Source organism: Pseudomonas sp. S2_E01 (assembly GCF_054668365.1).
Map to the genome: position 1 here is coordinate 1544478 of NZ_CP162762.1, position 21790 is coordinate 1566267.

Here is a 21790-nt window from a genome sequence, read left to right on the forward strand (position 1 = left end):
CTTCGGGTGCCGTTTTTGTCAGCGTGCGATGTCTCTTTTCAACGACTGGCGCACGGCCTTCACAATGGCCGGCTCAAAGGCGTTGTGCCCGGCGTCAAACAGACGGAACTGCAACGGCTGGCGCCGCCTGAGCCAGCGCACGCTCGCCATGCCGAGGGTGTCCCGGGTGCCTTGGATAACTTCGGTGTTGGCATCCAGTGAAAGCGATTCATCCTCACGCCTGAAGAAGTAGTGATTGAGGTGATAGTGCAGTTCCAGGCGGATGGAGCGAACGGCGTCCTGGTCAGCGAAACTCGCCAACTGACTGGGGGGCATGGATTGTCCTTCCAGATACATCGAGGCTTGTATCCAGTGCAAGGCGGCATGGTGCTGCTGCAGGGCGCAACCCTTGGTCAGGATCTGGTAGATCGCCCGGGCATTGTCGGCGCACGTGCGCTGGTGGATGGCACCCAGGCCGATGCTCACATGTTCATCGTAGGCACTGACGTTTTCGGCAAAGGGTACGAATATTGAGGCCAGCGTTGTCTTCAGCAAGGCCTGCGGATAGCGTTGCTGGTATTGAATGGCCAGCCAGCTACCCCAGGACACCCCCAGCAGGCTGATTTTCTCGAAGCCCAGGTGCTGACGCAGGCCATCGATGTCTTCGACGCAATGTCCGGTGTCGTTTCGTTGCAGTTCTCCGTGGGGAATGGAGCGCCCGCAACCTCGCTGGTCGAACAGGACAATGTCGAACCGCTGCAAATCAAAGAACTCCAGATGATGGCGATTGCAGTAGCTTCCCGGTCCGCCATGCAGGAAAAAGATTGGTTCACCGCCCGGTGTACCGCATCGCTCCCAATAAAGTTGGTGGCCGTCGTCGGTCGGGTAATAGCCATGAGTCACCATTGCACGGGCATCCTCAGCCGGTAGAACTGGAACAGTTCCCTGTGGCCAGGCCGGGCTGCGACACTGGAAATCAACTCAAGCTTCAATACCTGCGCCATGTACGGCACGCCGAGCAGCACTGGCGTATGGCCGAACAGCAGAATCGTGCCGCCCGGTTTCACGCACGTCATCATTTCCTGGAATAGCTGGTGTGCGTCTTTGCGCGTCATCACTTCGGCATTGAGGAACCGAAGGATCAACACGTCGCAGCGGACACCGGACATGGCAACGTGGCGTGCGTCGGCGAGGAAAAATCTCACCGTCGACGCACCATGGCGCTGTAGCGCATGTTCGATCATCGAGGCTGAGCGATCAGATCCCAAGCATTGGCGACCCACCAGCTCGCTGGACAGGTAGGTGATGAGCTCACCGGTCGAACATGCCGGGTCGAGGATCACCGAACCGGGGCGGGCCACGGTCTTGAGCAGCGCGGCGCAATGTTCGCGAAAATGCTGCTCGTCGGCATTCAATTGGGCGGCGAGCGTTGCGCTGCACCGCCAGTGATCGGGTGGGCAAATACACTCCCGGCCGTCATCGCCCATGGCCGGAAACGGAAAATTCACCTCGCTGTCCGGATCGCTCATGGCACTGTGAAACAACGCTTCCTTCTCCGGCATGGCGGCCGCGCGGAAATGGATCACGGCGCCCTGATTGCCCCACTGCCATTGCATCAGCGGCCCCAGCAGCATCCAGGGCTTGAGCAGGCTGCTGATGCGCCAACCGGTGGTTTCGCAAAACTGGAGGATTTTGCGGCCGACCCAGTCGATGCCGTTCACGCGTAACACGAACAGCTGATGCAGGCCTGGCCCGAAGGGTTCGATGTAGCGATCCTGTTCACCGGGTGCGGTCTGGCGAAGGGTGAAGGATCGAGCGAGGTGACGTTCGCGGTTCAGGGCAGCGGTCATGCGGGCACTCCCCGGGATTTTTGCAACCGCCGCCCGCGTGCCTGCGGCACCACAACGTTGCCACTGCACACCACGTAAAACCGTTCCAGCCCGGGAATCACCACGTTGACCACAGTGGTGCCCAAGGGGGTGCGGTGCAGCAGGCTCACCCCGAGGGTGCGCCCGAAACGCTTCAGGTCGGCTGCCAGGTCATCGAGCTGCTCGTCCAGCGGGGACTCGGTGCTCACGGGGGCAAGGACCACGGGCATTTGTGTGCATTGGCTCAGCAATGGATAGAGGTCCAGTTGCAGGCATCGCAATAGGCGTGGAAACGGGCTCAAGTGGCGCTGTGCGTTGCTCAGGTCGCATTGCTGTTCGGGTTGTGCCATGGCGTGATGCATCTGCACCAGTTCGGTCAAGGCTCGCCAGGCACCATGGCGGGGGATGAGCGAGCAACCGCTGCCGAATGTGCGGGGGTGGGTGCCAGGTTCGGTCGAGAATGCGAGGAAGGTACGAGCCAGGAACTCACTGCTGATGTCGAGCAGCACAACAGGAGCGCCAATCTCCGCTTCGGCGTCCAACCATAGTTGGCTCAGTTCATCGCCTGGCTCCGGCCGAACGACTCGGCGCAGCGCGCAGTGGTTCTGGTAGTAGAAATGATCCAGTAGAAACAGCGCAAGGGCATCACGCTCGATGCATTCATTTACCGCATGAAGCACGGCTTCATTGTAGTTGGCGCCAATTGCTGTTCCGCTGTTGGAGGCGTAACGCCTTAATGCCTTGTAATCAGTGGAGTCTTGTTCCAATGGCGAATTGCAATAACGCGGCGTGGACAAGGCAACGGGGTAATAAAAGGAAGTATGGTCACACAGGTCTGTGTAGGTTCGGCAAGCGACAAGTGCATCAGTTTGTTCAGTGACAGTGGCCAGCACGGTGTCATCGATAAAGAGTGGGTTGTTGGAAAAGTACCGTGAGGGAATACAGCGGATATCTTCGCTGCTGAGCTGCTCGCTCAAATGATGTTCCAGTGTTTCAAACAACGCCCCGACACGAGCATGGCTCGGGTAGCCCTTCCCCGATCCGCGGGCGACGACCTGGGCGTCATCGGAGCTGGCGCAAACTTGAACCGCCACCACCCGCTGCCCCAACTGGCGCGCCTGCGGCTCAAGGCCGAGGTTCGCCAAGTCTGCCAGGATACGCCGCTCCGCCTGCTCCAGAGTGAGTTCGCGCTCCACACCGGTATAACTGTCCATTGTTCACTCCCTTGAAAAAAAACGCGAAATGACCTGGCCCGTGTGCTGCAGGAGCGAGCTTGTCGAATCGTCGCTCCTGCAGCGGTTCGGGAGTTACTCGGCTTCCAGTTCAGCCTGTTCCGTTTCAGTCAGGTGCAGTTCCTCAAGTTGTTCTTCCGTGGGGGCATCCAATTGTTCGAGATCTGCAATTTTGTTGGCGTTCCAGCTGGTCATGTATCCCATGAGTTGAACTCTCTTCGGTTGTTGGCATTGGGTGTGCTCAATGAGGCACGGGCCAACTGTATAAAGGGGAAATGGGTCGGTCAAAAATGACAGGAAGTTACGAAGTGCGTGTTTTCGCTGTACGGAAAAACGTACAAATCAATAGGTGATTGACGATTGTGCTGAGTAAATCTGGGCCTGCGAGGAACGGGAGTTCCGTGGGGTTCGCCGATTGTTGATAATTTAGCGTGAGAAATTTCGGATGTTGTTATGAGATGGTTGTTAAAGTTTTAGGATTGGCGAGTGTTGTCCGGATGAGAGTTGAGATTTTTCCTATATTGTTCGAAGGGCAGTCATACAAATTCGCAGGATAAGACCACTACCCAGAGGGCCCGCAACTCACGCGAGTGCAAAGAAAGCGGCACCCGAAGGTGCCGCTTTGGCTCGATGTACAGTGCGTGCAGCAGGAGGCGCTAAACCAGAATGGCCAATGGTGTGTACCGAGTCATGATCGGATCAGCCGTCAGCAGCTTCATCGGTTCCATGACGGTGGTCGCGACGATGAGGCGGTCGAATGGATCGCGGTGATGAGGCTCCAGGTCTTTCACCGCCATTGCATGCTCTGCGCCGATCGGCAATTCCATGAACCCGCTATCGATGCAGAACTGGCGTATTTCCTCCAGGTCGACGTTGAGTTTTCCCAAGCCGACCTTGATCGCCATTTCCCAAAATGTCGCGGCGCTGACATGGACCTCTGCGGCGTGGCTGATGAACGTTCGGGCTGTGCAGGATAACTTCTGGTCATCGGTGAGGGCCCACAGAAGAATGTGGGTGTCGAGCAGAATCCTCACACATGCAGCCCCTCGAAGGCGTCCAGCAATTCGTCCGGCAGGGGCGCATCGAAGTTGTCGTCAAGGATGAACTTGCCCTTCATCGCGCCGATGCGACGCTCTCGGGAGGGCTCCATGACGAGCAAGTGCCCGGCTTTGTTTTCCGCGCACTTGATGGAAAAACTGTCGCCGTTGATTTTGTAGGAGTAGGGGTTCTGATACTCGGCGGTCAATGCGCTGGGGCTGTCCATCATTTCATTGAAGATGTCGCGTTTCATGGGGTTGCCTCGATGTTTCCGTCCTTTGAGCATTCAAGGTACCCCCATTCCCCAAAATGTACCTGTAGGACCAGGCGGCTAATCCCGCGTGAGCTTTCTGAGATCGAGAGGGCAGGGGAGAATCGGTAACAAATCCCACAAAAACCAAAACGGCACCCGAAGGTGCCGTTTTGGTTTGTAGCAGGTTTCGCTAAGCGATCACCCCGCCAGTACCGCCTGCTGAACCAGGGTCAGCAATGGCTGTGGGTACAGGCCGAGGAAGAACGCCAGGACGGCGATAGCCAGCAGCATGACGCCGCCTGCCTTCTGTTCCCAGTGCAGTTGGGCGTCGTGGCGGCGCAGGTTCGGTTCGATCAGGTACAGGGTGACCATCACGCGCAGGTAGTAGAAGACGCCGATGGCGCTGCCCAATACCAGGGAACCGACCAGCCACCATTGGTGCGACTCGACACCGGTGGCGATGATGTAGAACTTGCCGATGAAGCCGGCGGTCAGCGGGATGCCGGCCAGGGACAGCATCATCACGGTCAGCACCGCGGTCAGGTACGGACGACGCCAGAACAGGCCGCGGTATTCGTACAGGGCATCCGCGTCACGACCGTTGTATGGCGAGGACATCAGGGTGATCACGCCGAAGGCGCCCAGGCTGGTGATCACGTAGGTGACCAGGTAGACGCCGATGGCTTCCACCGCCAGGCCCTTGCTCGCCACCAAGGCGATCAGCAAGTAACCGAAGTGGGCGATGGACGAGTAACCCAGCAGACGCTTGAGGTTGCTCTGGGTCAGCGCCAACAGGTTACCGAACAGGATCGAGACGATGGCGATGATGGTCAGCACGTCGCTCAGGACACCGCTGCTGGCAGCCGGCGAGATCTGGAACAGACGCACCATCACCGCGAACACGGCGACCTTCGAGGCAGTAGCGAGGAATGCGGCGACTGGCGCCGGAGCCCCTTCGTACACGTCCGGCGTCCACAGGTGGAACGGTACCAGCGACAGCTTGAACGCCAGGCCGATCAGCATCATGCCCAGGCCCAGTTGCGCCAGTGCACTTGGCAGACCGGTGGCCGCCAGGGCCTGGCCGATGCCGACGAAGCTCAGGGAGCCGGCGTCAGCGTAGAGCAGGGCCATACCGAACAACAGGAACGCGGACCCGGCAGCCGACAGCACCATGTACTTGATGCCGGCTTCCAGCGAACGCTTGTTGAAAAAGGCGTAGGCCACCAGACCGTAGACCGGCACCGACAGCAGTTCCAGGCCAATGAACAATCCGGCCAGGTGCTGGGCGCTGACCAGGACCAGGCCACCGGCGGCGGCCATCAGGATCAGCAGGTACAGTTCTTCGCGGTTGCCCGGGTAACCCGAACCGCCATCACCGAGGTAGGCGTGGGCGAGGGTGACGCAGGCGAGGGTGGCGACCAGGATCAGCGCCATATACAGGCAGGCAAAGGTGTCGATCTGCAGCAATGGGGTCACGGCCAGAGGCGCGACTTTGAGCGCAGGCAGAATCGACAGCAGCGCCAGGTTCAGGCCCGCCACTGAAATCAGGAAGGTCTGCGAGTGGTTGCGACGCCAGGCGATCGCCAGCATCACCACGATAATGGTGAGGCTGGTGATCAACAGTGGCGCAAGCGCAATAAAGTGTTGAATCGTGAATTCCATAGCGCTCTTACCGGGCCGAAGCGAGTTGAGTGAAGGCGGTGCCGAGCCATTGCTGCACGCCATGCATCGTCGCAGCAGAGGTGTCGAGGAACGGTTGCGGGTAGACGCCGATGTAGATCAGCAGCACCGCCAGACCGACCACCATGATCAGTTCGCGAGCATCCATGCCATGCATGACCGCGTCCGACTTGGACGGGCCGAAGTAGGCACGGTGAATCATGATCAGCGAGTAGACCGAACCGAACACCAGGCCGGACGTCGCGATCGCGGTGATCCACGGCGAAGAAGCGAAGGTGCCGATCAGGATCAGGAACTCACCGACGAAGTTACCAGTGCCCGGCAAGCCCAGGGATGCGGCAGCGAAGAACAGGCTGATGGCCGGCAGGTAAGCGATCTTCGACCACAGGCCACCCATTTCACGCATGTCGCGGGTGTGGGTGCGCTCGTACAACTGGCCACTGAGGATAAACAGTGCCGCCGCCGAAACACCGTGCGCCAGCATCTGGATCACTGCGCCCTGCAGCGCCAGTTGGCTGCCGGAGTAGATGCCGATCAGTACGAAGCCCATGTGGGAAACGGACGAGAAAGCGATCAGGCGCTTGATGTCGGTTTGTGCGAAGGCCAGGAACGCGCCGTAGAAGATCCCGATCAGACCCAAAGTCATGGCGATCGGCGCGAACTCGGCCGAGGCATTCGGGAACAGCGGCAGGGCAAAACGCAGCAGACCATAGGCGGCGGTTTTCAGCAGGATACCGGCAAGGTCGACGGAACCAGCGGTCGGCGCCTGGGCGTGAGCGTCAGGCAACCAGGAGTGGAACGGCACCACCGGCAGTTTCACCGCGAAGGCGATGAAGAAGCCGAGCATCAGGATGTACTCGGTGGTAGTCGACATCTTGACCTTCAACAGGTCGGCGTAGTTGAAGGTGATCACGCCGGTGTTGTTGAAGTTGACCAGCACCAGACCAAGGATCGCCACCAGCATGATCAGACCGGAAGCCTGGGTGAAGATGAAGAACTTGGTCGCTGCGTAGATCCGGGTTTTCTTGCCGTCCGAAGAACTGTGACCCCAGAGCGCGATGAGGAAGTACATCGGCACCAGCATCATTTCCCAGAAGAAGAAGAACATGAACAGGTCGAGGGCGAGGAACACGCCGACGACACCGCCCAGGATCCACATCAGGTTCAGGTGGAAGAAGCCAACGTGACGCTGGATCTCTTTCCACGAGCAAAGTACCGAGAGGATACCCAGCAGGCCGGTCAGCAGGATCATCAACAGCGACAGGCCGTCGAGGGCCAGGTGCACGTTGATGCCAAAGCGCTGGATCCAGACGTGTTTGAACTCAATCACCCAGGTCGGATCGGCACCCGGTGCCGGCGCAAATGAATAATCACCGTGGGCCCACAGCCAGAGGCCGAGTGCGAGTTCCAGGGTCATGGTCAACAGCGCAATCCAGCGGGGGAGGGTGGCGCCGAAGCGCTCACCCATCCAGCACAGCAGGCCGCCGATGAAGGGGATCAGGATTAGCCAAGGCAGAATCATGACGGGCTCAATTCCTTTCGCAAGTTCGCAAGGTTCATATTCAGACCGCTACCAGCACAATGGCGCCGATGACCAGCACGGAGCCGGCTGCCATCGAGGCCGCGTACCAACGCAGTTGACCGGTTTCGGTACGGCTCAGGGCGGTGTGGCCGCCTTTGGCCATACGCGGGATCAGGCCAATGGTCTGGTCCAGCGGGTCTTTGCGCAGGATGTGGCTGATCGCCAGGTATGGCTTGACGAACAGTTTGTCGTAGATCCAGTCGAAGCCCCAGGCAGCGAACCACCAGGCCGACAGGAAACGGCCGATGCCGCTGTTGGCGATGGCGGTCACGAAACGACGCTTGCCGAGGAACAGCAGCGCGGCCAGCAGGATACCCGCCAGGGCAATGGCGCCCGAGGCGATTTCCAGGCTGTGCTTGGCTTCGCCGCCGGCATGGCCGACGCTTTCTGGCAGCACGCCGTGCAGCGGTGGAACGATCATGGCGCCGACGAAGGTCGACAGCACGATCAGCACCGACAGTGGCAGCCAGTGGGCGATGCCGTGGCCAGCGTGGGCTTCGGTCTTGGCTTCACCGTGGAACGCGATGAAGATCAGGCGGAAGGTGTACAGCGAGGTCATGAACGCACCGACCAGACCTGCGTAGAGCAGACCCTGGTTGCCGCTGGCGAACGCTTCCCAGAGGATTTCGTCCTTGGAGTAGAAGCCCGCGGTCACCAGTGGCAGGGCCGCCAGGGCCGCGCCGCCGACGATGAAGCTGGCGTAGGCCAGTGGCAGTTTCTTCCACAGGCCGCCCATCTTGAAGATGTTCTGCTCGTGGTGGCAGGCAACGATCACCGCACCGGACGCAAGGAACAGCAGGGCCTTGAAGAAGGCGTGGGTCATCAGGTGGAAAATTGCGCCATCCCATGCACCCACACCCAGCGCCAGGAACATGTAGCCGATCTGGCTCATGGTCGAGTAGGCGAGGATACGCTTGATGTCGGTCTGCACCAGCGCGGCAAAACCGGCCAGTACCAGCGTGACGCCACCGACGATGCCCACCAGGTGCAGGATGTCCGGCGCGAGGCTGAACAGACCGTGGGTACGGGCGATCAGGTAGACGCCTGCGGTCACCATGGTCGCGGCGTGGATCAGTGCCGAAACCGGAGTAGGACCGGCCATCGCATCCGCCAGCCAGGTCTGCAGCGGCAGTTGTGCCGATTTACCGACCGCGCCACCCAGCAGCATCAGGGTGGCCAGGACCATCCAGAAGTCGCCGGCCTGGAATTTCTGCGGTGCCAGCACCAGCAGCTCCTGGACGTTGAGGGTACCCAGTTGCACGAACAGGATGAACAGGCCGATGGCCATGAACACGTCGCCGATGCGGGTGACGATGAACGCCTTGAGCGCTGCGTTACCGTTGTTGCGGTTGCTGTAGTAGAAACCGATCAACAGGTACGAGCACAGGCCCACGCCTTCCCAGCCGAAGTACAGGAACAACAGGTTATCGCCCAGGATCAGGAACAGCATGCTGGCGATGAACAGGTTGGTGTAGGCGAAGAAGCGCGAGTAACCGGCTTCACCGCGCATGTACCAGGACGCGAACAGGTGGATCAGGAAGCCCACGCCCACCACCACGCCGAGCATGGTCACGGAGAGACCATCCAGGTACAGCGCGAAGTTCGGCGTGAAGCCTTCCACCGCCATCCACTGCCACAACACCTGGGTGTAGTGACCGCCTTCAGGCGGGGCGACGTTGAATTGCCAGATCACGTAGGCGGTGACGATCGCCGACAGGCCGACAGAGCCGACGCCGATCAGGGCAGCCAGGTTTTCCGAGAGGCGTCCACGGGAGAACGACAGCAACAGGAAACCAATGAGAGGGAATACGAAAGTCAGAAAGAGTAGGTTCATCCGCGCATCTCACTGGCAGCGTCGATATCGAGCGTGTGGAAGCGGCGATACAGCTGCAACAGGATCGCCAGGCCAATACTGGCCTCGGCGGCTGCCAGGCTGATCACCAGGATGAACATGATCTGTCCATCCGGCTGACCCCAACGGCTACCGGCCACGATGAAGGCCAGGGCGGAGGCATTCATCATGATCTCCAGGCTCATCAGCACGAAAAGAATGTTGCGGCGCACCATCAGGCCGACCAGGCCGAGGCAGAACAGGATGCCGGCGACCGCCAGACCATGCTCCAAAGGGATAGCACCCATTGTCATTGCTCCTTGGCTTCGTTGCGGCCCAGGTGGAACGCCGTGACGGCTGCCGCAAGCAGCAACATCGAGGCGAGTTCGACCACCAGCAGGTACGGACCGAACAGGCTGATGCCCACGGCCTTGGCGTCTACGGTGGTGTGGCCGATGGCCTGGCCGCTCTGCTGGGCGAACAGCACGTACAGCAGTTCAACCAGCAGCAGCGTGGCGAGCACGACCGGCCCGCCCCAGATACCGGGCTTGAGCCAGACGCGCTCTTGCTGGACCGAGGCCGGGCCCAGGTTCAGCATCATCACCACGAACACGAACAGCACCATGATGGCGCCAGCGTAGGCGATCACTTCAAGGACACCGGCAAACGGTGCGCCGAGGGCGAAGAACGTCATGGCCACGGCGATCAGCGAAATGATCAGGTAGAGCAGGGCGTGCACAGGGTTGGTGTGGGTGATCACGCGAAGCGTGGACACCACAGCGATACCTGATGCGAAATAGAAAGCGAATTCCATCGTTCTTCCTTAAGGCAGCAAGCTCTTCACGTTGATCGGCTCGGCTTCGTTTTGCGCGGCGCCTTTTGGCTTACCGGCAATCGCCATACCTGCAACACGATAGAAGTTGTAATCAGGGTTTTTGCCGGGGCCGGAGATCAGCAGATCTTCTTTCTCGTACACCAGGTCCTGACGTTTGAACTCGGCCATCTCGAAATCCGGGGTCAGCTGGATCGCGGTGGTCGGGCAGGCTTCCTCGCAGAGACCGCAGAAAATGCAGCGCGAGAAGTTGATGCGGAAGAAGTCCGGGTACCAGCGACCGTCTTCGGTTTCAGCTTTCTGCAGCGAGATGCACCCGACCGGGCACGCGACGGCGCACAGGTTGCAGGCAACGCAACGCTCTTCGCCATCGGGGTCACGGGTCAGGACGATACGGCCACGGTAGCGAGGCGGCAGGTAGACCGGTTCTTCCGGATACTGCAACGTGTCGCGCTTGCGGAAGGCGTGGCCGAAAATCATCACCAGGCTGCGAAGCTGGGTGTAGAGGCCATGCACGATGTCAAAAATGTACTTCATGATTCTCTATCCTCACTGAGCCGCGACGGCGGGCGTGTTGAGCAACACGATCGCAGCGGTCACCAGCATGTTGACGAGGGTCAGCGGCAGGCAGAACTTCCAGCTGAAATCCATCACTTGGTCATACCGTGGGCGCGGAATCGAGGCGCGCAGCAGGATGAAGATCATGATGAAGAACGCGGTTTTCAGTGCGAACCAGATGAACGGGATCTGCGGCAGGATGTTGAACGGACCATGCCAGCCACCGAAGAACAGGGTGACCAGCAGCGCCGAGATCAGCACGATGCCGATGTACTCGCCGACGAAGAACATGCCCCATTTCATGCCGGCATACTCAATGTGGTAACCGTCGGCCAGTTCCTGTTCCGCTTCTGGCTGGTCGAACGGGTGACGGTGAGTCACGGCGACGCCTGCGATGAAGAACGTCAGGAAACCGAAGATCTGCGGGATGATGAACCACAGGTTCTGGGCCTGATAGTCAACGATGTCGCGCATGTTGAACGAGCCGACCTGGATCACGATGCCCATCAGCGACAGGCCCATGAACACTTCGTACGACACGGTCTGTGCCGAGGCCCGCAAGCTGCCCAGCAGGGCGAACTTGTTGTTGCTCGACCAGCCGGCGAACAACACCGCGTACACCGAAAGACCCGCCATGGCGAAGAAGAACAGGATGCCGATGTTCAGATCCGCCACGCCCCAGGTCGGCGTGACCGGGATGATCGCGAAGGCAATCAGCAGGGCGCTCATGGCCACGACCGGTGCCAGGGTGAAGATCATCTTGTCGGCGAACGGCGGGGTCCAGTCTTCCTTGAAGAACATCTTGATCATGTCGGCCGCGATCTGGAACGCGCCGAACGGGCCGACGCGGTTCGGACCGTAACGGTCCTGCCAGAGGGCGAGCAGGCGACGCTCGACCCAGCTGAGCAACGCACCGCACACCACCACGGCGAGCAGAATCACGATGGCCTTGAGGACCGCGATGATCACGTCAATCACTTCAGGCGTGAACCAGGTCATTGAGCTGCCTCCTGCAGACCGTCAACGGAGTGGCCGAAAATCGCTGGCGGAATGCCTGCGATACCGGCCGGCAATGCCACGAGGCCAGCGCCCAGCTCTTCGTTGATGCGCAGCGGCAGACGCAGGGTCTGGCCGGCCACGTTCAAACTCAGCAGGGCGCCTTCGTTGACACCCAGGCGATCGGCTTCGGACTTGGCCAGGGCCACATAGGCAGCCGGGATGCGTTCCTGGACCGGAGCGGCTTTGGAAGAGTTCTCTTCGCTGCCGAACAGGTGGAAGAACGGCACAACCTGCCAGGTGCCCTGGGCCGGGTTGAAGGCGCGCGGTACACTGGTAAACCAGTTCAGCGAATCACCGCTGCTGTCGATCAGGCGGGTGCCCGGGTCGCCAGCGCGGATGTGACCGCCGACTTCGTCCTGGAACTTGTTCCAGGCTTGCGGCGAGTTCCACCCCGGCGACCAGGCGAATGGCACTTGCTGACGGGGTTCGGCCGAGCCCGAGTAACCTTCCATGGAGAAGGCGAACGCGGTGTCCTTGTCCTGCGGGGTACGTGGCTCGTGCACGCTGATGTCGGCGCGCATGGCGGTACGACCGGAGTAGCGCAGCGGTTCGCGCGCCAGTTTCAGGCCCTTGATGCGGAACGCGGCGGACGGTGCGGCATCGACGATGCGCGCCAGTTGCGGCGTGCTCGAAGCAACGGCGGCGGTGACGTGGTCCAGTTGGGTCCAGTCGATCGGTTGGTTCAGCAGGGTGGCGCGCAGGGCATGCAGCCAGCGCCAGCCTTCGTGTACCAGGATGCTCGCGTCCATGTATTGCGGATCGAAAACCTGGAAGAAGCGCTGGGCGCGACCTTCCTGGCTGACCAGCGTACCGTCGCCTTCGGCGAAACTCGCCGCTGGCAGGATCAGGTGCGCGCGATCAGCGGTGGCGGTTTTCTGGTGGTCGGCCACGATCACCACTTTCGCGGCGGTCAGGGCGGCATCGACACGGGCCTTGTCGGTACGGGTGTACAGATCGTTTTCCAGCACGACGATGGCGTCAGCCTGACCGTCGATGACGGCTTGCAGCGCGGCGTCGACCGATTCACCACCCAGCATGGCGAGGCCAAGGCTGTTGGCCTCTGGCACGACCAGGCTGATGGAACCGTTTTTCTCGCGCAGCTTCAGGGCCTTGGCGATGTTGGCTGCCGCCTCGATCAGTGCCTTGGAACCCAGCGAGGTGCCGGCGATGATCAGCGGGCGCTTGGCCGCGAGCAGGGCGTCGGCAATGCGTTTGACCAGTTCCTGCGCTTCGCTGTCCAGGCCTTCAACGGCTGGAGCGCTGGCGTCGAGGGCGTGAGCCACGGCGAAACCGATCCGCGCCAGGTCGTCGGGAGCGGCGTGAACGCACTCCTCGGCGATGTCGTCCAGCTTGGTTTCAGCCAGGCTGGCGATGAACAGCGGGTTCAGCTCATGCTGGCCGATGTTCTTCACCGCAGCGTCGAGCCAAGGCTGGACGCGCATGGCGTCGGCCATGTCCTCGGCCTTGCCCTTGACCGATTGGCGCAGGGCCAGGGCCATGCGCGCGGCGGTCTGGGTCAAGTCTTCACCGAGGACGAACACGGCGTCGTGGTCTTCGATGTCGCGCATGTTCGGCACAGGCAGCGGGCTGTCTTTCAGTACCTGCAGGACCAGGCGGATGCGCTCCAGCTCGGCGGCTTCGATACCGGAGTAGAAGTGTTCGGCGCCGACCAGTTCGCGCAACGCGTAGTTGCTTTCGAGGCTGGCACGTGGCGAACCGATACCGACGATGTTGCGACCGCGCAGCAAGTCGGCGGCTTTATCCAGTGCTTCGTCCAGGCCCAGCTTGGTGCCGTTGGCCAGCAGCGGCTGGCGTGGACGGTCGGTGCGATTCACGTAGCCATAACCAAAGCGGCCACGGTCGCACAGGAAGTACTGGTTGACCGACCCGTTGAAGCGGTTTTCGATACGACGCAGTTCACCGTAGCGCTCGCCCGGAGAGATGTTGCAACCGCTGGAGCAGCCATGGCAGATGCTCGGCGCGAACTGCATGTCCCATTTACGGTTGTAGCGCTCGGAGTGAGTCTTGTCGGTGAACACACCGGTCGGGCAGACCTCGGTGAGGTTGCCGGAGAACTCGCTTTCCAGGGTGCCGTCTTCAACGCGACCGAAGTACACGTTGTCGTGGGCGCCGTATACACCCAGGTCGGTGCCGCCGGCGTAGTCCTTGTAGAAACGCACGCAGCGGTAGCACGCGATGCAGCGGTTCATCTCGTGGGAAATGAACGGGCCCAGTTGCTGGTTCTGGTGGGTGCGTTTCTTGAAGCGATAACGGCGCTCGTTGTGGCCGGTCATCACGGTCATGTCTTGCAGGTGGCAGTGACCGCCTTCCTCACAGACCGGGCAGTCGTGAGGATGGTTGGTCATCAGCCATTCGACGACACTGGCGCGGAAGGCCTTGGACTCTTCATCGTCGATGGAGATCCAGGTGTTGTCGGTGGCAGGGGTCATGCAGGACATGACGATACGACCACGGGTGTCGTTCTCGTCGGTGTACTGCTTGACCGCGCATTGGCGGCAAGCGCCAACGCTGCCCAGGGCAGGGTGCCAGCAGAAATACGGAATATCGAGGCCTAGTGACAGACATGCCTGTAACAGGTTGTCTGCCCCGTCGACTTCGAGCGCTTTGCCGTCTACGTGGATAGTGGCCATTGTTCAAAGTTCTTCGTTGGCCCGTTGTCAGCGGGCGTGGCTAATGGAATCTTGTTATTCGCGCGAATCAACACAGCCTCTAAAGGCGTCATCGCACGAAAAGCGAAGGGCACGGACCCTTCGCTTTTTAAGCGTTTACGCGCCGACTACAATCGGCTTTGCCAGAGGCGGGACGGCGGCGCTGGTAGGCGCGATGCCGGCTTCGAACTCGTGGCGGAAGTATTTGATCGCGCTGCCCAACGGTTCCACGGCGCCCGGTGCGTGAGCACAGAAGGTCTTGCCTGGGCCGAGGAAGTTCACCAGACCCAACAGGGTCTCGATGTCGCCGGCTTGGCCTTGACCGTTCTCGATGGCCATCAGCAGCTTGACGCTCCATGGCAAGCCATCACGGCACGGGGTGCAGAAACCGCACGATTCGCGAGCGAAGAACTGCTCCATGTTGCGCAGCAGGGACACCATGTTGACGCTGTCGTCGACCGCCATGGCCAGGCCGGTACCCATGCGGGTGCCCACCTTCGCAATGCCGCCGGCATACATTTGTGCGTCCAGGTGCTCCGGCAGCAGGAAGCCGGTACCGGCACCGCCTGGCTGCCAGGCCTTGAGCTGGTAACCGTCGCGCATGCCGCCGGCGTAGTCTTCGAACAGCTCGCGACCGGTGACGCCGAACGGCAGTTCCCACAGGCCCGGGTTCTTCACCTTGCCGGAGAAGCCCATGAGCTTGGTGCCCATGTCTTCGCTGCCCTCGCGGGCCAACGATTTGTACCAGTCCACGCCGTCGGCGATGATCGCCGGCACGTTGCACAGGGTCTCGACGTTGTTCACGCAGGTCGGCTTGCCCCACACGCCAACGGCGGCAGGGAAGGGCGGCTTGGAGCGCGGGTTGGCGCGGCGGCCTTCGAGGGAGTTGATCAGCGCGGTTTCTTCACCGCAGATGTAACGCCCGGCGCCGGTATGGACGAACAGCTCGAAATCGAAGCCGCTGCCCAATATGTTCTTGCCCAGCAGGCCCGCGGCCTTGGCTTCTTCCACGGCACGGTTGAGGTGCTTGGCGGCGGTGGTGTACTCGCCACGCAGGAAGATGTAGCCACGGTAGGTTTTCAGTGCGCGGGCACTGATCAGCATGCCCTCGATCAGCAGATGGGGCAGTTGCTCCATCAGCATGCGGTCTTTCCAGGTGTTGGGTTCCATCTCATCCGCGTTGCACAACAGGTAACGGATGTTGATGGATTCGTCTTTGGGCATCAGGCCCCACTTCACGCCAGTGGGGAACCCTGCACCGCCGCGACCTTTGAGCCCTGCGTCTTTCACGGTCTGGACGATGTCGTCCTGGCCCATGTCGGCGAAGGCCTTGCGCGCAGCGGCGTAACCGTTCTTGGCCTGGTATTCGTCGAGCCAGACAGCTTCGCCGTCGTCACGCAGACGCCAGGTGAGCGGATGGGTCTCGGCCGAACGCTTGATGCGGTTGGCGGGACCGAAGGATGTCAGGGTCATACGTAGCCCTCGAGCAATTTGGCAACGCCGGTGGGTTGCACGTCGCCGAACGTGTCATCGTCGATCATCAGCGCCGGTGCCTTGTCACAGTTGCCGAGGCAGCAGACCGGCAGCAGGGTGAAGCGACCGTCGCTGGTGGTCTGGCCGAGGCCAATGCCCAGTTCGCTCTGGATCTGGCTGACGACGGACTCGTGGCCACCGATGTAGCAGACCATGCTGTCGCAGACGCGAATGATGTGGCGGCCCACCGGTTGACGGAAGATCTGACTATAGAACGTCGCCACGCCCTCAACGTCGCTGGCCGGGATGCCGAGGATTTCGCCGATGGCGTACAAGGCGCCGTCCGGCACCCAGCCACGTTCCTTCTGGACGATCTTCAGGGCTTCGATCGACGCCGCGCGCGGGTCTTCGTAGTGATGCAGCTCGTGCTCGATGGCCGAGCGCTCGGTTTCACTGAGGGTGAAACGGTCTGTCTGGATAAGCGTGCTGTTCATGCTTAGCGGTCCACGTCGGCCATAACGAAATCGATACTACCCAGGTACGCGATCAAGTCCGCGACCATGCTGCCTTTGATCACCGAAGGGATCTGCTGCAGGTGCGGGAAGCTTGGGGTACGAATCCGGGTGCGGTAGCTCATGGTGCCGCCATCGCTCGTCAGGTAATAACTGTTGATGCCCTTGGTCGCTTCGATCATCTGGAAGGATTCGTTGGCCGGCATGACCGGGCCCCACGAAACTTGCAGGAAGTGCGTGATCAAGGTTTCGATGTGCTGCAGCGTGCGCTCTTTTGGCGGCGGCGTGGTCAGCGGGTGATCCGCCTTGTACGGGCCTTCCGGCATGTTGCGCAGGCACTGATCGATGATCCGGATGCTCTGGCGCATTTCTTCCACGCGCACGATGCATCGGTCATAGGCATCGCCGTTGGCAGCCAGCGGTACTTCGAATTCGAAGTTTTCGTAGCCCGAGTACGGACGTGCCTTACGCAGGTCGAAGTCGCAACCGGTCGAGCGCAGGCCGGCACCAGTGACACCCCACTCGAGGGCTTGCTTGGTGTTGTAATCGGCGACGCCAATGGTCCGGCCACGCAGGATGCTGTTGTCCAGGGCAGCTTTCTGGTACTCGTCCAGGCGCTTTGGCATCCACTCGACGAAGTCTTTCACCAGTTTTTCCCAACCGCGTGGCAGGTCGTGCGCGACGCCGCCGATGCGGTACCAGGCCGGGTGCAGACGGAAGCCGGTGATGGCCTCGATCACGGTGTAGGCGCGCTGGCGGTCGGTGAAGGTGAAGAACACCGGAGTCATCGCTCCCACGTCCTGGATGTAGGTGCCCAGGAACAGCAGGTGGCTGGTGATCCGGAAGAACTCGGCCATCATGATGCGGATGACATCGACCTTCTCTGGCACCTTGATGCCGGCCAGCTTCTCGACCGAGAGCACGTACGGCAGGTTGTTCATCACGCCGCCGAGGTAGTCGATGCGGTCGGTGTACGGAATGAAGCTGTGCCAGGATTGGCGCTCGGCCATCTTTTCGGCACCACGGTGGTGGTAGCCGATGTCGGGCACGCAGTCGACGATTTCTTCACCGTCCAGCTGCAGGATGATGCGGAACGCGCCGTGGGCCGAAGGGTGGTTCGGACCCAGGTTGAGGAACATGTAGTCCTCGTTCGGGCCGGAGCGTTTCATGCCCCAGTCTTCAGGCTTGAAGCGCGCGGACTCTTCTTCGAGCTGCTGCTTGGCCAGGTTCAGGGTGAACGGATCGAACTCGGTGGCGCGCGCCGGGAAGTCCTTGCGCAGCGGGTGACCTTCCCAGGTTGGCGGCATCATGATGCGCGACAGGTGAGGGTGGCCTTTGAAGTCGATGCCGTACATGTCCCAGACTTCACGCTCGTACCAGTTGGCGTTCGGCCAGATGCTGGTAACGCTCGGCAGGCTGAGATCGCCTTCGGACAACGCGACCTTGATCATCACGTCGCTGTTACGTTCGATCGACATCAGGTGGTAGAACACCGTGAAGTCGGCACCGCTTGGCAGCCCTTGACGCTTGGTACGCAGACGCTCGTCCACGCCATGCAGGTCATAGAGCATGACGTACGGCTTGGGCAGGTTGCGCAGGAAGGTCAGGACTTCGACGAGTTTGGCGCGGGCAACCCAAAGCACCGGCATGCCGGTGCGGGTGGACTGGGCGGTGAACGCCTCCGGGCCAAAACGGTTGTTCAGTTCGACGACCACATCCTGGTCGTCTGCCTTGTAAGGCGGGATGTACAGAGCACTGCCTGTAGTCATGGTTATTTATCGCTTTCGGTCAACGTAAAGAATGAAGCCAGTTTTTCGTTTCTTTGAAACAGCAGAACTGGATCAGACTTCGTCGGGGCTGCGCAGGTTGGTTACCTGAATACGCTGTTCGCGGCGCTTTTCCTTTTCCGATGGCATCTCGGCGCGATAAACGCCTTGATCACCAACGACCCAGGAAAGTGGGCGACGCTCCTGGCCAATCGACTCCTGCAACAGCATCAAGCCTTGCAGAAAAGCTTCAGGGCGGGGCGGGCAGCCAGGCACGTAGACATCCACGGGCAGGAACTTGTCCACCCCTTGAACCACGGAGTAGATGTCGTACATGCCACCCGAGTTGGCACACGAACCCATGGAGATAACCCATTTAGGTTCGAGCATCTGCTCGTAGAGACGCTGGATGATCGGCGCCATCTTGATGAAGCAGGTGCCGGCGATAACCATGAAATCGGCCTGGCGCGGTGATGCCCGGATAACTTCGGCGCCAAAGCGCGCGATGTCGTGGGGCGCCGTGAAGGCGGTGGTCATTTCCACGTAGCAGCAGGAGAGGCCGAAGTTATACGGCCACAGGGAATTCTTGCGCCCCCAGTTGATCGTGCCGTTAAGCACGTCTTCCAGCTTGCCCATGAAAATGTTTTTGTGGACTTGATCCTCTAACGGATCGGCAACGGTTTCCCGTTGGCCGATCGGGTACTGCTCGTTAGGAGCATCGGGGTCGATCCTGGTGAGATTGTATTGCATTGCCAAAGCCTCATTGTTTCAGCTTCGCCTGCCGCTTGCGACGAGCTTCCGGAGCCCAGTCAAGGGCGCCCACTCGGAACAGGTAGACAAGACCTGCCAACAGAATTGCTATGAAAACGAGAGCTTCGACGAATCCGGTCCAGCCGCTTTCGCGGACGGACACAGACCATGCAAAGAGAAAGAGGGCTTCGATATCGAAGATCACGAAGAGCATCGCGACCAGATAGAATTTGGCAGAGAGCCGCAAGCGGGCGCCACCTGTAGGTAGCATGCCTGACTCGAACGGTTCGTTTTTGCTGCGGCCCCAGGCTTTTGACCCGAGGAGGCTGGACACACCCAGCATGAAGGCACAGAGGCCGATGACGCCTAGAAGGAAAATGGCAAAGCCCCAGTTGTGGGCCATGAGTCCTGTCGCTTCGGGCATGCTGGTAATCCTTAACAGAGAGCAAAGGTCTCTGAGCTTGAAAGAACAAAGCAGTGACGATATGTCGCAGCAATCAATCCTGCTGATTTTATGGCTAAACACCGTGCAAGTAAAATTACTATAGCGAAATTATTTATAGGAATAAGGACAAAGCCCACCTCCGAAGCCCCTTCAGCCCAGGCGTTGCGGGCATTAGCCAGCTTTTCATCAATTATGTTTTGTGAGAGATGTAACAAGCATAGTTGCCGCTAAATGATAATCAATATTGTTTGCGGTGGTTTTGTAAATTGCTTATCTGGATTGAGTTTCACGCGCCTTCTTATATGTACATTACAGCAAGTATTGTGCTGCGACGTTTTACCCTGTTTTTCCTGAGATGACAGTGATCCCGATCAATGTGGGCGGGTGTGCGATGTGGTGATTTTTTTGCCACCGCTGTTGGGGAAGGTCGCCGTCGTCGCTGCAGCCGACAGACGAAAAAAAGCCCCGAACGAGTCGGGGCTTCAGATCACAGGCCTTGCGGTTAGCTTTCAATCGGTCCGCAAGGGCCATTGCTCATGCGAGCGGTGTATCAGTGGAACTGCTCTTCTTCGGTCGAGCCGGTCAGCGCGGTGACCGAAGACGAGCCGCCCTGGATCACGGTGGTCATGTCGTCGAAGTAGCCGGTGCCCACTTCCTGCTGGTGAGCCACGAAGGTGTAGCCTTTGGCAGCGTCGGCGAATTCCTGCTCTTGCAGCTTCACGTAGGCGGTCATGTCGTTGCGGGCGTAATCGTGCGCCAGGTTGAACATGCTGTGCCACATGTTGTGAATGCCGGCCAGGGTGATGAACTGGTGCTTGTAGCCCATGGCGGACAGTTCGCGCTGGAACTTGGCGATGGTCGCGTCGTCCAGGTTTTTCTTCCAGTTGAAGGAAGGCGAGCAGTTGTACGACAGCAGTTGGTCCGGGTATTCCTTCTTGATCGCTTCGGCGAAACGGCGTGCTTCTTCCAGGTCCGGCTTGGCGGTTTCGCACCAGATCAGGTCGGCATACGGCGCGTAGGCCAGGCCGCGAGCAATGGCTTGATCCAGGCCGGCGCGTACTTTGTAGAAGCCTTCCTGGGTACGTTCGCCAGTCACGAACGGCTGGTCGTACGGGTCGCAGTCCGAAGTCAGCAGGTCAGCCGCGTTGGCGTCGGTGCGGGCCAGGATGATGGTCGGCGTACCGGCAACGTCAGCGGCCAGGCGAGCAGCGGTCAGCTTCTGTACGGCTTCCTGGGTGGGCACCAGCACCTTGCCACCCATGTGCCCGCATTTTTTCACGGACGCCAGTTGGTCTTCGAAGTGAACACCGGCGGCGCCTGCTTCGATCATGCTCTTCATGAGCTCGTAGGCGTTCAGTACGCCGCCGAAACCGGCTTCGGCGTCAGCCACGATTGGCGCGAAGTAGTCGATGTAGCCTTCATCGCCTGGGTTCTTGCCAGCTTTCCATTGGATCTGGTCGGCACGACGGAACGAGTTGTTGATGCGCTTGACCACGGTTGGAACCGAGTCCACCGGGTACAGCGACTGGTCCGGGTACATCGATTCGGCGGAGTTGTTGTCGGCGGCAACCTGCCAGCCGGACAGGTAGATCGCCTGGATCCCAGCCTTGACTTGTTGCACAGCCTGGCCGCCGGTCAGGGCGCCCATGCAGTTGACGAAATCTTTCTCAGGACGGAAGGCTGGCTTGGCACCCTGGGTGACCAGGTTCCACAGCTTCTCGGCGCCCATTTTTGCAAAGGTGTGCTCTGGTTGAACCGAGCCACGCAGGCGGACGACGTCAGCAGCGGAGTAGGTGCGAGTCACGCCTTTCCAGCGCGGGTTTTCAGCCCAGTCTTTTTCAAGGGCTGCAATTTGCTGTTCGCGTGTCAGTGCCATGGAGATAAACCTCGTCGCGTCTTTATGAAAAGTTGTTCTGCGGTGGAATATTCATGCGCTCGCTGACCAGAAGCTTTGATGGTCAAGTCGGATTCGGCGGGACTGGCGACGGGATGAACGATGGGCTCGAGGGGAGCAGGTAAGGGCGACTGTCGGGCACATCGGGGCGTCGTGGGCCTTGATGCGAACTTCAGTGTGATGCCGGGTTACCTAATTACGCTTCCGTCCCTCGGGACAACTTCGTTCCAGTCGGCAATCTCGTCAAACACACCTTGTGGGCGGTACAGACACGAAGCGGTTCGCGGGGTAGATGCAAACTGCGCTTCGAAGGCCCTTGCCAGGGCCCCTGATTAGCGGGAGCGAGGCCATCATGCCTTCGCTTTTTTG

General features: G+C 60.2%; 19 protein-coding genes. All 19 read right to left on the reverse strand.

Annotation, left to right across the window (positions count from 1 at the left end):
- Positions 1-18 precede the first annotated feature (18 nt).
- The 19 genes from AB4O36_RS07050 to aceA all read right to left on the reverse strand — a co-directional run bounded on the left by AB4O36_RS07050 (position 19) and on the right by aceA (position 21403).
- Entirely contained in the window at positions 19-885 is an 867-nt protein-coding gene (locus AB4O36_RS07050; RefSeq protein ID WP_460141336.1) for an alpha/beta fold hydrolase, read from the reverse strand.
- The gene (locus tag AB4O36_RS07055; protein WP_460122814.1) at positions 879-1829 is read right to left on the reverse strand and encodes a class I SAM-dependent methyltransferase; all 951 of its coding nucleotides are present in this window, start codon (positions 1827-1829) and stop codon (positions 879-881) included. The genes AB4O36_RS07050 and AB4O36_RS07055 overlap by 7 nt, the downstream gene beginning before the upstream one ends.
- Positions 1826-3061, reverse strand: a complete 1236-nt coding sequence (locus AB4O36_RS07060; RefSeq protein ID WP_460122816.1) for a YcaO-like family protein — start codon at positions 3059-3061, stop codon at positions 1826-1828. The genes AB4O36_RS07055 and AB4O36_RS07060 overlap by 4 nt, the downstream gene beginning before the upstream one ends.
- A 674-nt stretch (positions 3062-3735) precedes the next feature.
- A complete protein-coding gene (locus AB4O36_RS07065) occupies positions 3736-4113 on the reverse strand; it encodes a type II toxin-antitoxin system VapC family toxin (RefSeq protein WP_460122819.1) in 378 nt (125 codons plus the stop codon).
- Positions 4110-4370, reverse strand: a complete 261-nt coding sequence (locus AB4O36_RS07070) for a hypothetical protein (RefSeq protein WP_460122822.1) — start codon at positions 4368-4370, stop codon at positions 4110-4112. The genes AB4O36_RS07065 and AB4O36_RS07070 overlap by 4 nt, the downstream gene beginning before the upstream one ends.
- 198 nt (positions 4371-4568) lie before the next feature.
- On the reverse strand, positions 4569-6032 hold the full coding sequence (gene nuoN, locus AB4O36_RS07075; protein ID WP_460122825.1) for an NADH-quinone oxidoreductase subunit NuoN: 1464 nt from the start codon (positions 6030-6032) through the stop codon (positions 4569-4571).
- Positions 6033-6039: 7 nt separating this feature from the next.
- Positions 6040-7572: an NADH-quinone oxidoreductase subunit M gene (gene nuoM, locus AB4O36_RS07080; RefSeq protein WP_368559147.1), complete on the reverse strand. Its 1533-nt coding sequence runs from the start codon at positions 7570-7572 to the stop codon at positions 6040-6042.
- A gap of 40 nt (positions 7573-7612) precedes the next feature.
- The gene (nuoL, locus tag AB4O36_RS07085) at positions 7613-9466 is read right to left on the reverse strand and encodes an NADH-quinone oxidoreductase subunit L (protein ID WP_460122828.1); all 1854 of its coding nucleotides are present in this window, start codon (positions 9464-9466) and stop codon (positions 7613-7615) included.
- The gene (nuoK, locus tag AB4O36_RS07090) at positions 9463-9771 is read right to left on the reverse strand and encodes an NADH-quinone oxidoreductase subunit NuoK (RefSeq protein WP_460122831.1); all 309 of its coding nucleotides are present in this window, start codon (positions 9769-9771) and stop codon (positions 9463-9465) included. Before nuoK ends, nuoL begins: the two co-directional genes overlap by 4 nt.
- Positions 9772-9773: 2 nt before the next feature.
- Entirely contained in the window at positions 9774-10277 is a 504-nt protein-coding gene (gene nuoJ, locus AB4O36_RS07095) for an NADH-quinone oxidoreductase subunit J (protein WP_460122834.1), read from the reverse strand.
- Between the two features lie 9 nt (positions 10278-10286).
- Entirely contained in the window at positions 10287-10832 is a 546-nt protein-coding gene (nuoI, locus tag AB4O36_RS07100; protein WP_201190678.1) for an NADH-quinone oxidoreductase subunit NuoI, read from the reverse strand.
- 12 nt (positions 10833-10844) lie between these two features.
- A complete protein-coding gene (nuoH, locus tag AB4O36_RS07105; protein ID WP_368559151.1) occupies positions 10845-11852 on the reverse strand; it encodes an NADH-quinone oxidoreductase subunit NuoH in 1008 nt (335 codons plus the stop codon).
- Positions 11849-14563 (reverse strand): NADH-quinone oxidoreductase subunit NuoG, encoded by a 2715-nt coding sequence (nuoG, locus tag AB4O36_RS07110; protein ID WP_460141337.1) that lies wholly within the window; start codon positions 14561-14563, stop codon positions 11849-11851. The genes nuoH and nuoG overlap by 4 nt, the downstream gene beginning before the upstream one ends.
- Before the next feature lie 135 nt (positions 14564-14698).
- Positions 14699-16054, reverse strand: coding sequence for an NADH-quinone oxidoreductase subunit NuoF (nuoF, locus tag AB4O36_RS07115; protein ID WP_460122840.1), 1356 nt, complete (start codon positions 16052-16054; stop codon positions 14699-14701).
- A complete protein-coding gene (nuoE, locus tag AB4O36_RS07120) occupies positions 16051-16548 on the reverse strand; it encodes an NADH-quinone oxidoreductase subunit NuoE (RefSeq protein ID WP_460122843.1) in 498 nt (165 codons plus the stop codon). The genes nuoF and nuoE overlap by 4 nt, the downstream gene beginning before the upstream one ends.
- 2 nt (positions 16549-16550) lie before the next feature.
- Positions 16551-18335: an NADH-quinone oxidoreductase subunit C/D gene (gene nuoC / locus AB4O36_RS07125; protein ID WP_460122846.1), complete on the reverse strand. Its 1785-nt coding sequence runs from the start codon at positions 18333-18335 to the stop codon at positions 16551-16553.
- Positions 18336-18407: 72 nt separating this feature from the next.
- Positions 18408-19082, reverse strand: coding sequence for a NuoB/complex I 20 kDa subunit family protein (locus tag AB4O36_RS07130; RefSeq protein ID WP_460122849.1), 675 nt, complete (start codon positions 19080-19082; stop codon positions 18408-18410).
- A 10-nt stretch (positions 19083-19092) separates the two neighbouring features.
- Positions 19093-19506 (reverse strand): NADH-quinone oxidoreductase subunit A, encoded by a 414-nt coding sequence (locus tag AB4O36_RS07135; protein WP_077045930.1) that lies wholly within the window; start codon positions 19504-19506, stop codon positions 19093-19095.
- Positions 19507-20077: 571 nt separating this feature from the next.
- Positions 20078-21403: an isocitrate lyase gene (gene aceA, locus AB4O36_RS07140; RefSeq protein ID WP_020799541.1), complete on the reverse strand. Its 1326-nt coding sequence runs from the start codon at positions 21401-21403 to the stop codon at positions 20078-20080.
- Positions 21404-21790: the final 387 nt, after the last annotated feature.

Excerpts from the sequence above, each read along its gene's own strand:
- nuoI (WP_201190678.1), bottom strand. The coding sequence starts at position 10,832 with ATGAAGTACATTTTTGACATCGTGCATGGCCTCTACACCCAGCTTCGC.
- nuoL (WP_460122828.1), bottom strand. The coding sequence starts at position 9,466 with ATGAACCTACTCTTTCTGACTTTCGTATTCCCTCTCATTGGTTTCCTG.
- nuoM (WP_368559147.1), bottom strand. The coding sequence starts at position 7,572 with ATGATTCTGCCTTGGCTAATCCTGATCCCCTTCATCGGCGGCCTGCTG.
- AB4O36_RS07060 (WP_460122816.1), bottom strand. The coding sequence starts at position 3,061 with ATGGACAGTTATACCGGTGTGGAGCGCGAACTCACTCTGGAGCAGGCG.
- nuoE (WP_460122843.1), bottom strand. The coding sequence starts at position 16,548 with ATGAACAGCACGCTTATCCAGACAGACCGTTTCACCCTCAGTGAAACC.
- nuoG (WP_460141337.1), bottom strand. The coding sequence starts at position 14,563 with ATGGCCACTATCCACGTAGACGGCAAAGCGCTCGAAGTCGACGGGGCA.
- AB4O36_RS07050 (WP_460141336.1), bottom strand. The coding sequence starts at position 885 with ATGGTGACTCATGGCTATTACCCGACCGACGACGGCCACCAACTTTAT.
- nuoJ (WP_460122834.1), bottom strand. The coding sequence starts at position 10,277 with ATGGAATTCGCTTTCTATTTCGCATCAGGTATCGCTGTGGTGTCCACG.
- AB4O36_RS07055 (WP_460122814.1), bottom strand. The coding sequence starts at position 1,829 with ATGACCGCTGCCCTGAACCGCGAACGTCACCTCGCTCGATCCTTCACC.
- nuoF (WP_460122840.1), bottom strand. The coding sequence starts at position 16,054 with ATGACCCTGACATCCTTCGGTCCCGCCAACCGCATCAAGCGTTCGGCC.
- nuoH (WP_368559151.1), bottom strand. The coding sequence starts at position 11,852 with ATGACCTGGTTCACGCCTGAAGTGATTGACGTGATCATCGCGGTCCTC.
- nuoN (WP_460122825.1), bottom strand. The coding sequence starts at position 6,032 with ATGGAATTCACGATTCAACACTTTATTGCGCTTGCGCCACTGTTGATC.
- nuoK (WP_460122831.1), bottom strand. The coding sequence starts at position 9,771 with ATGGGTGCTATCCCTTTGGAGCATGGTCTGGCGGTCGCCGGCATCCTG.
- nuoC (WP_460122846.1), bottom strand. The coding sequence starts at position 18,335 with ATGACTACAGGCAGTGCTCTGTACATCCCGCCTTACAAGGCAGACGAC.
- AB4O36_RS07135 (WP_077045930.1), bottom strand. The coding sequence starts at position 19,506 with ATGCCCGAAGCGACAGGACTCATGGCCCACAACTGGGGCTTTGCCATT.
- AB4O36_RS07130 (WP_460122849.1), bottom strand. The coding sequence starts at position 19,082 with ATGCAATACAATCTCACCAGGATCGACCCCGATGCTCCTAACGAGCAG.
- aceA (WP_020799541.1), bottom strand. The coding sequence starts at position 21,403 with ATGGCACTGACACGCGAACAGCAAATTGCAGCCCTTGAAAAAGACTGG.
- AB4O36_RS07070 (WP_460122822.1), bottom strand. The coding sequence starts at position 4,370 with ATGAAACGCGACATCTTCAATGAAATGATGGACAGCCCCAGCGCATTG.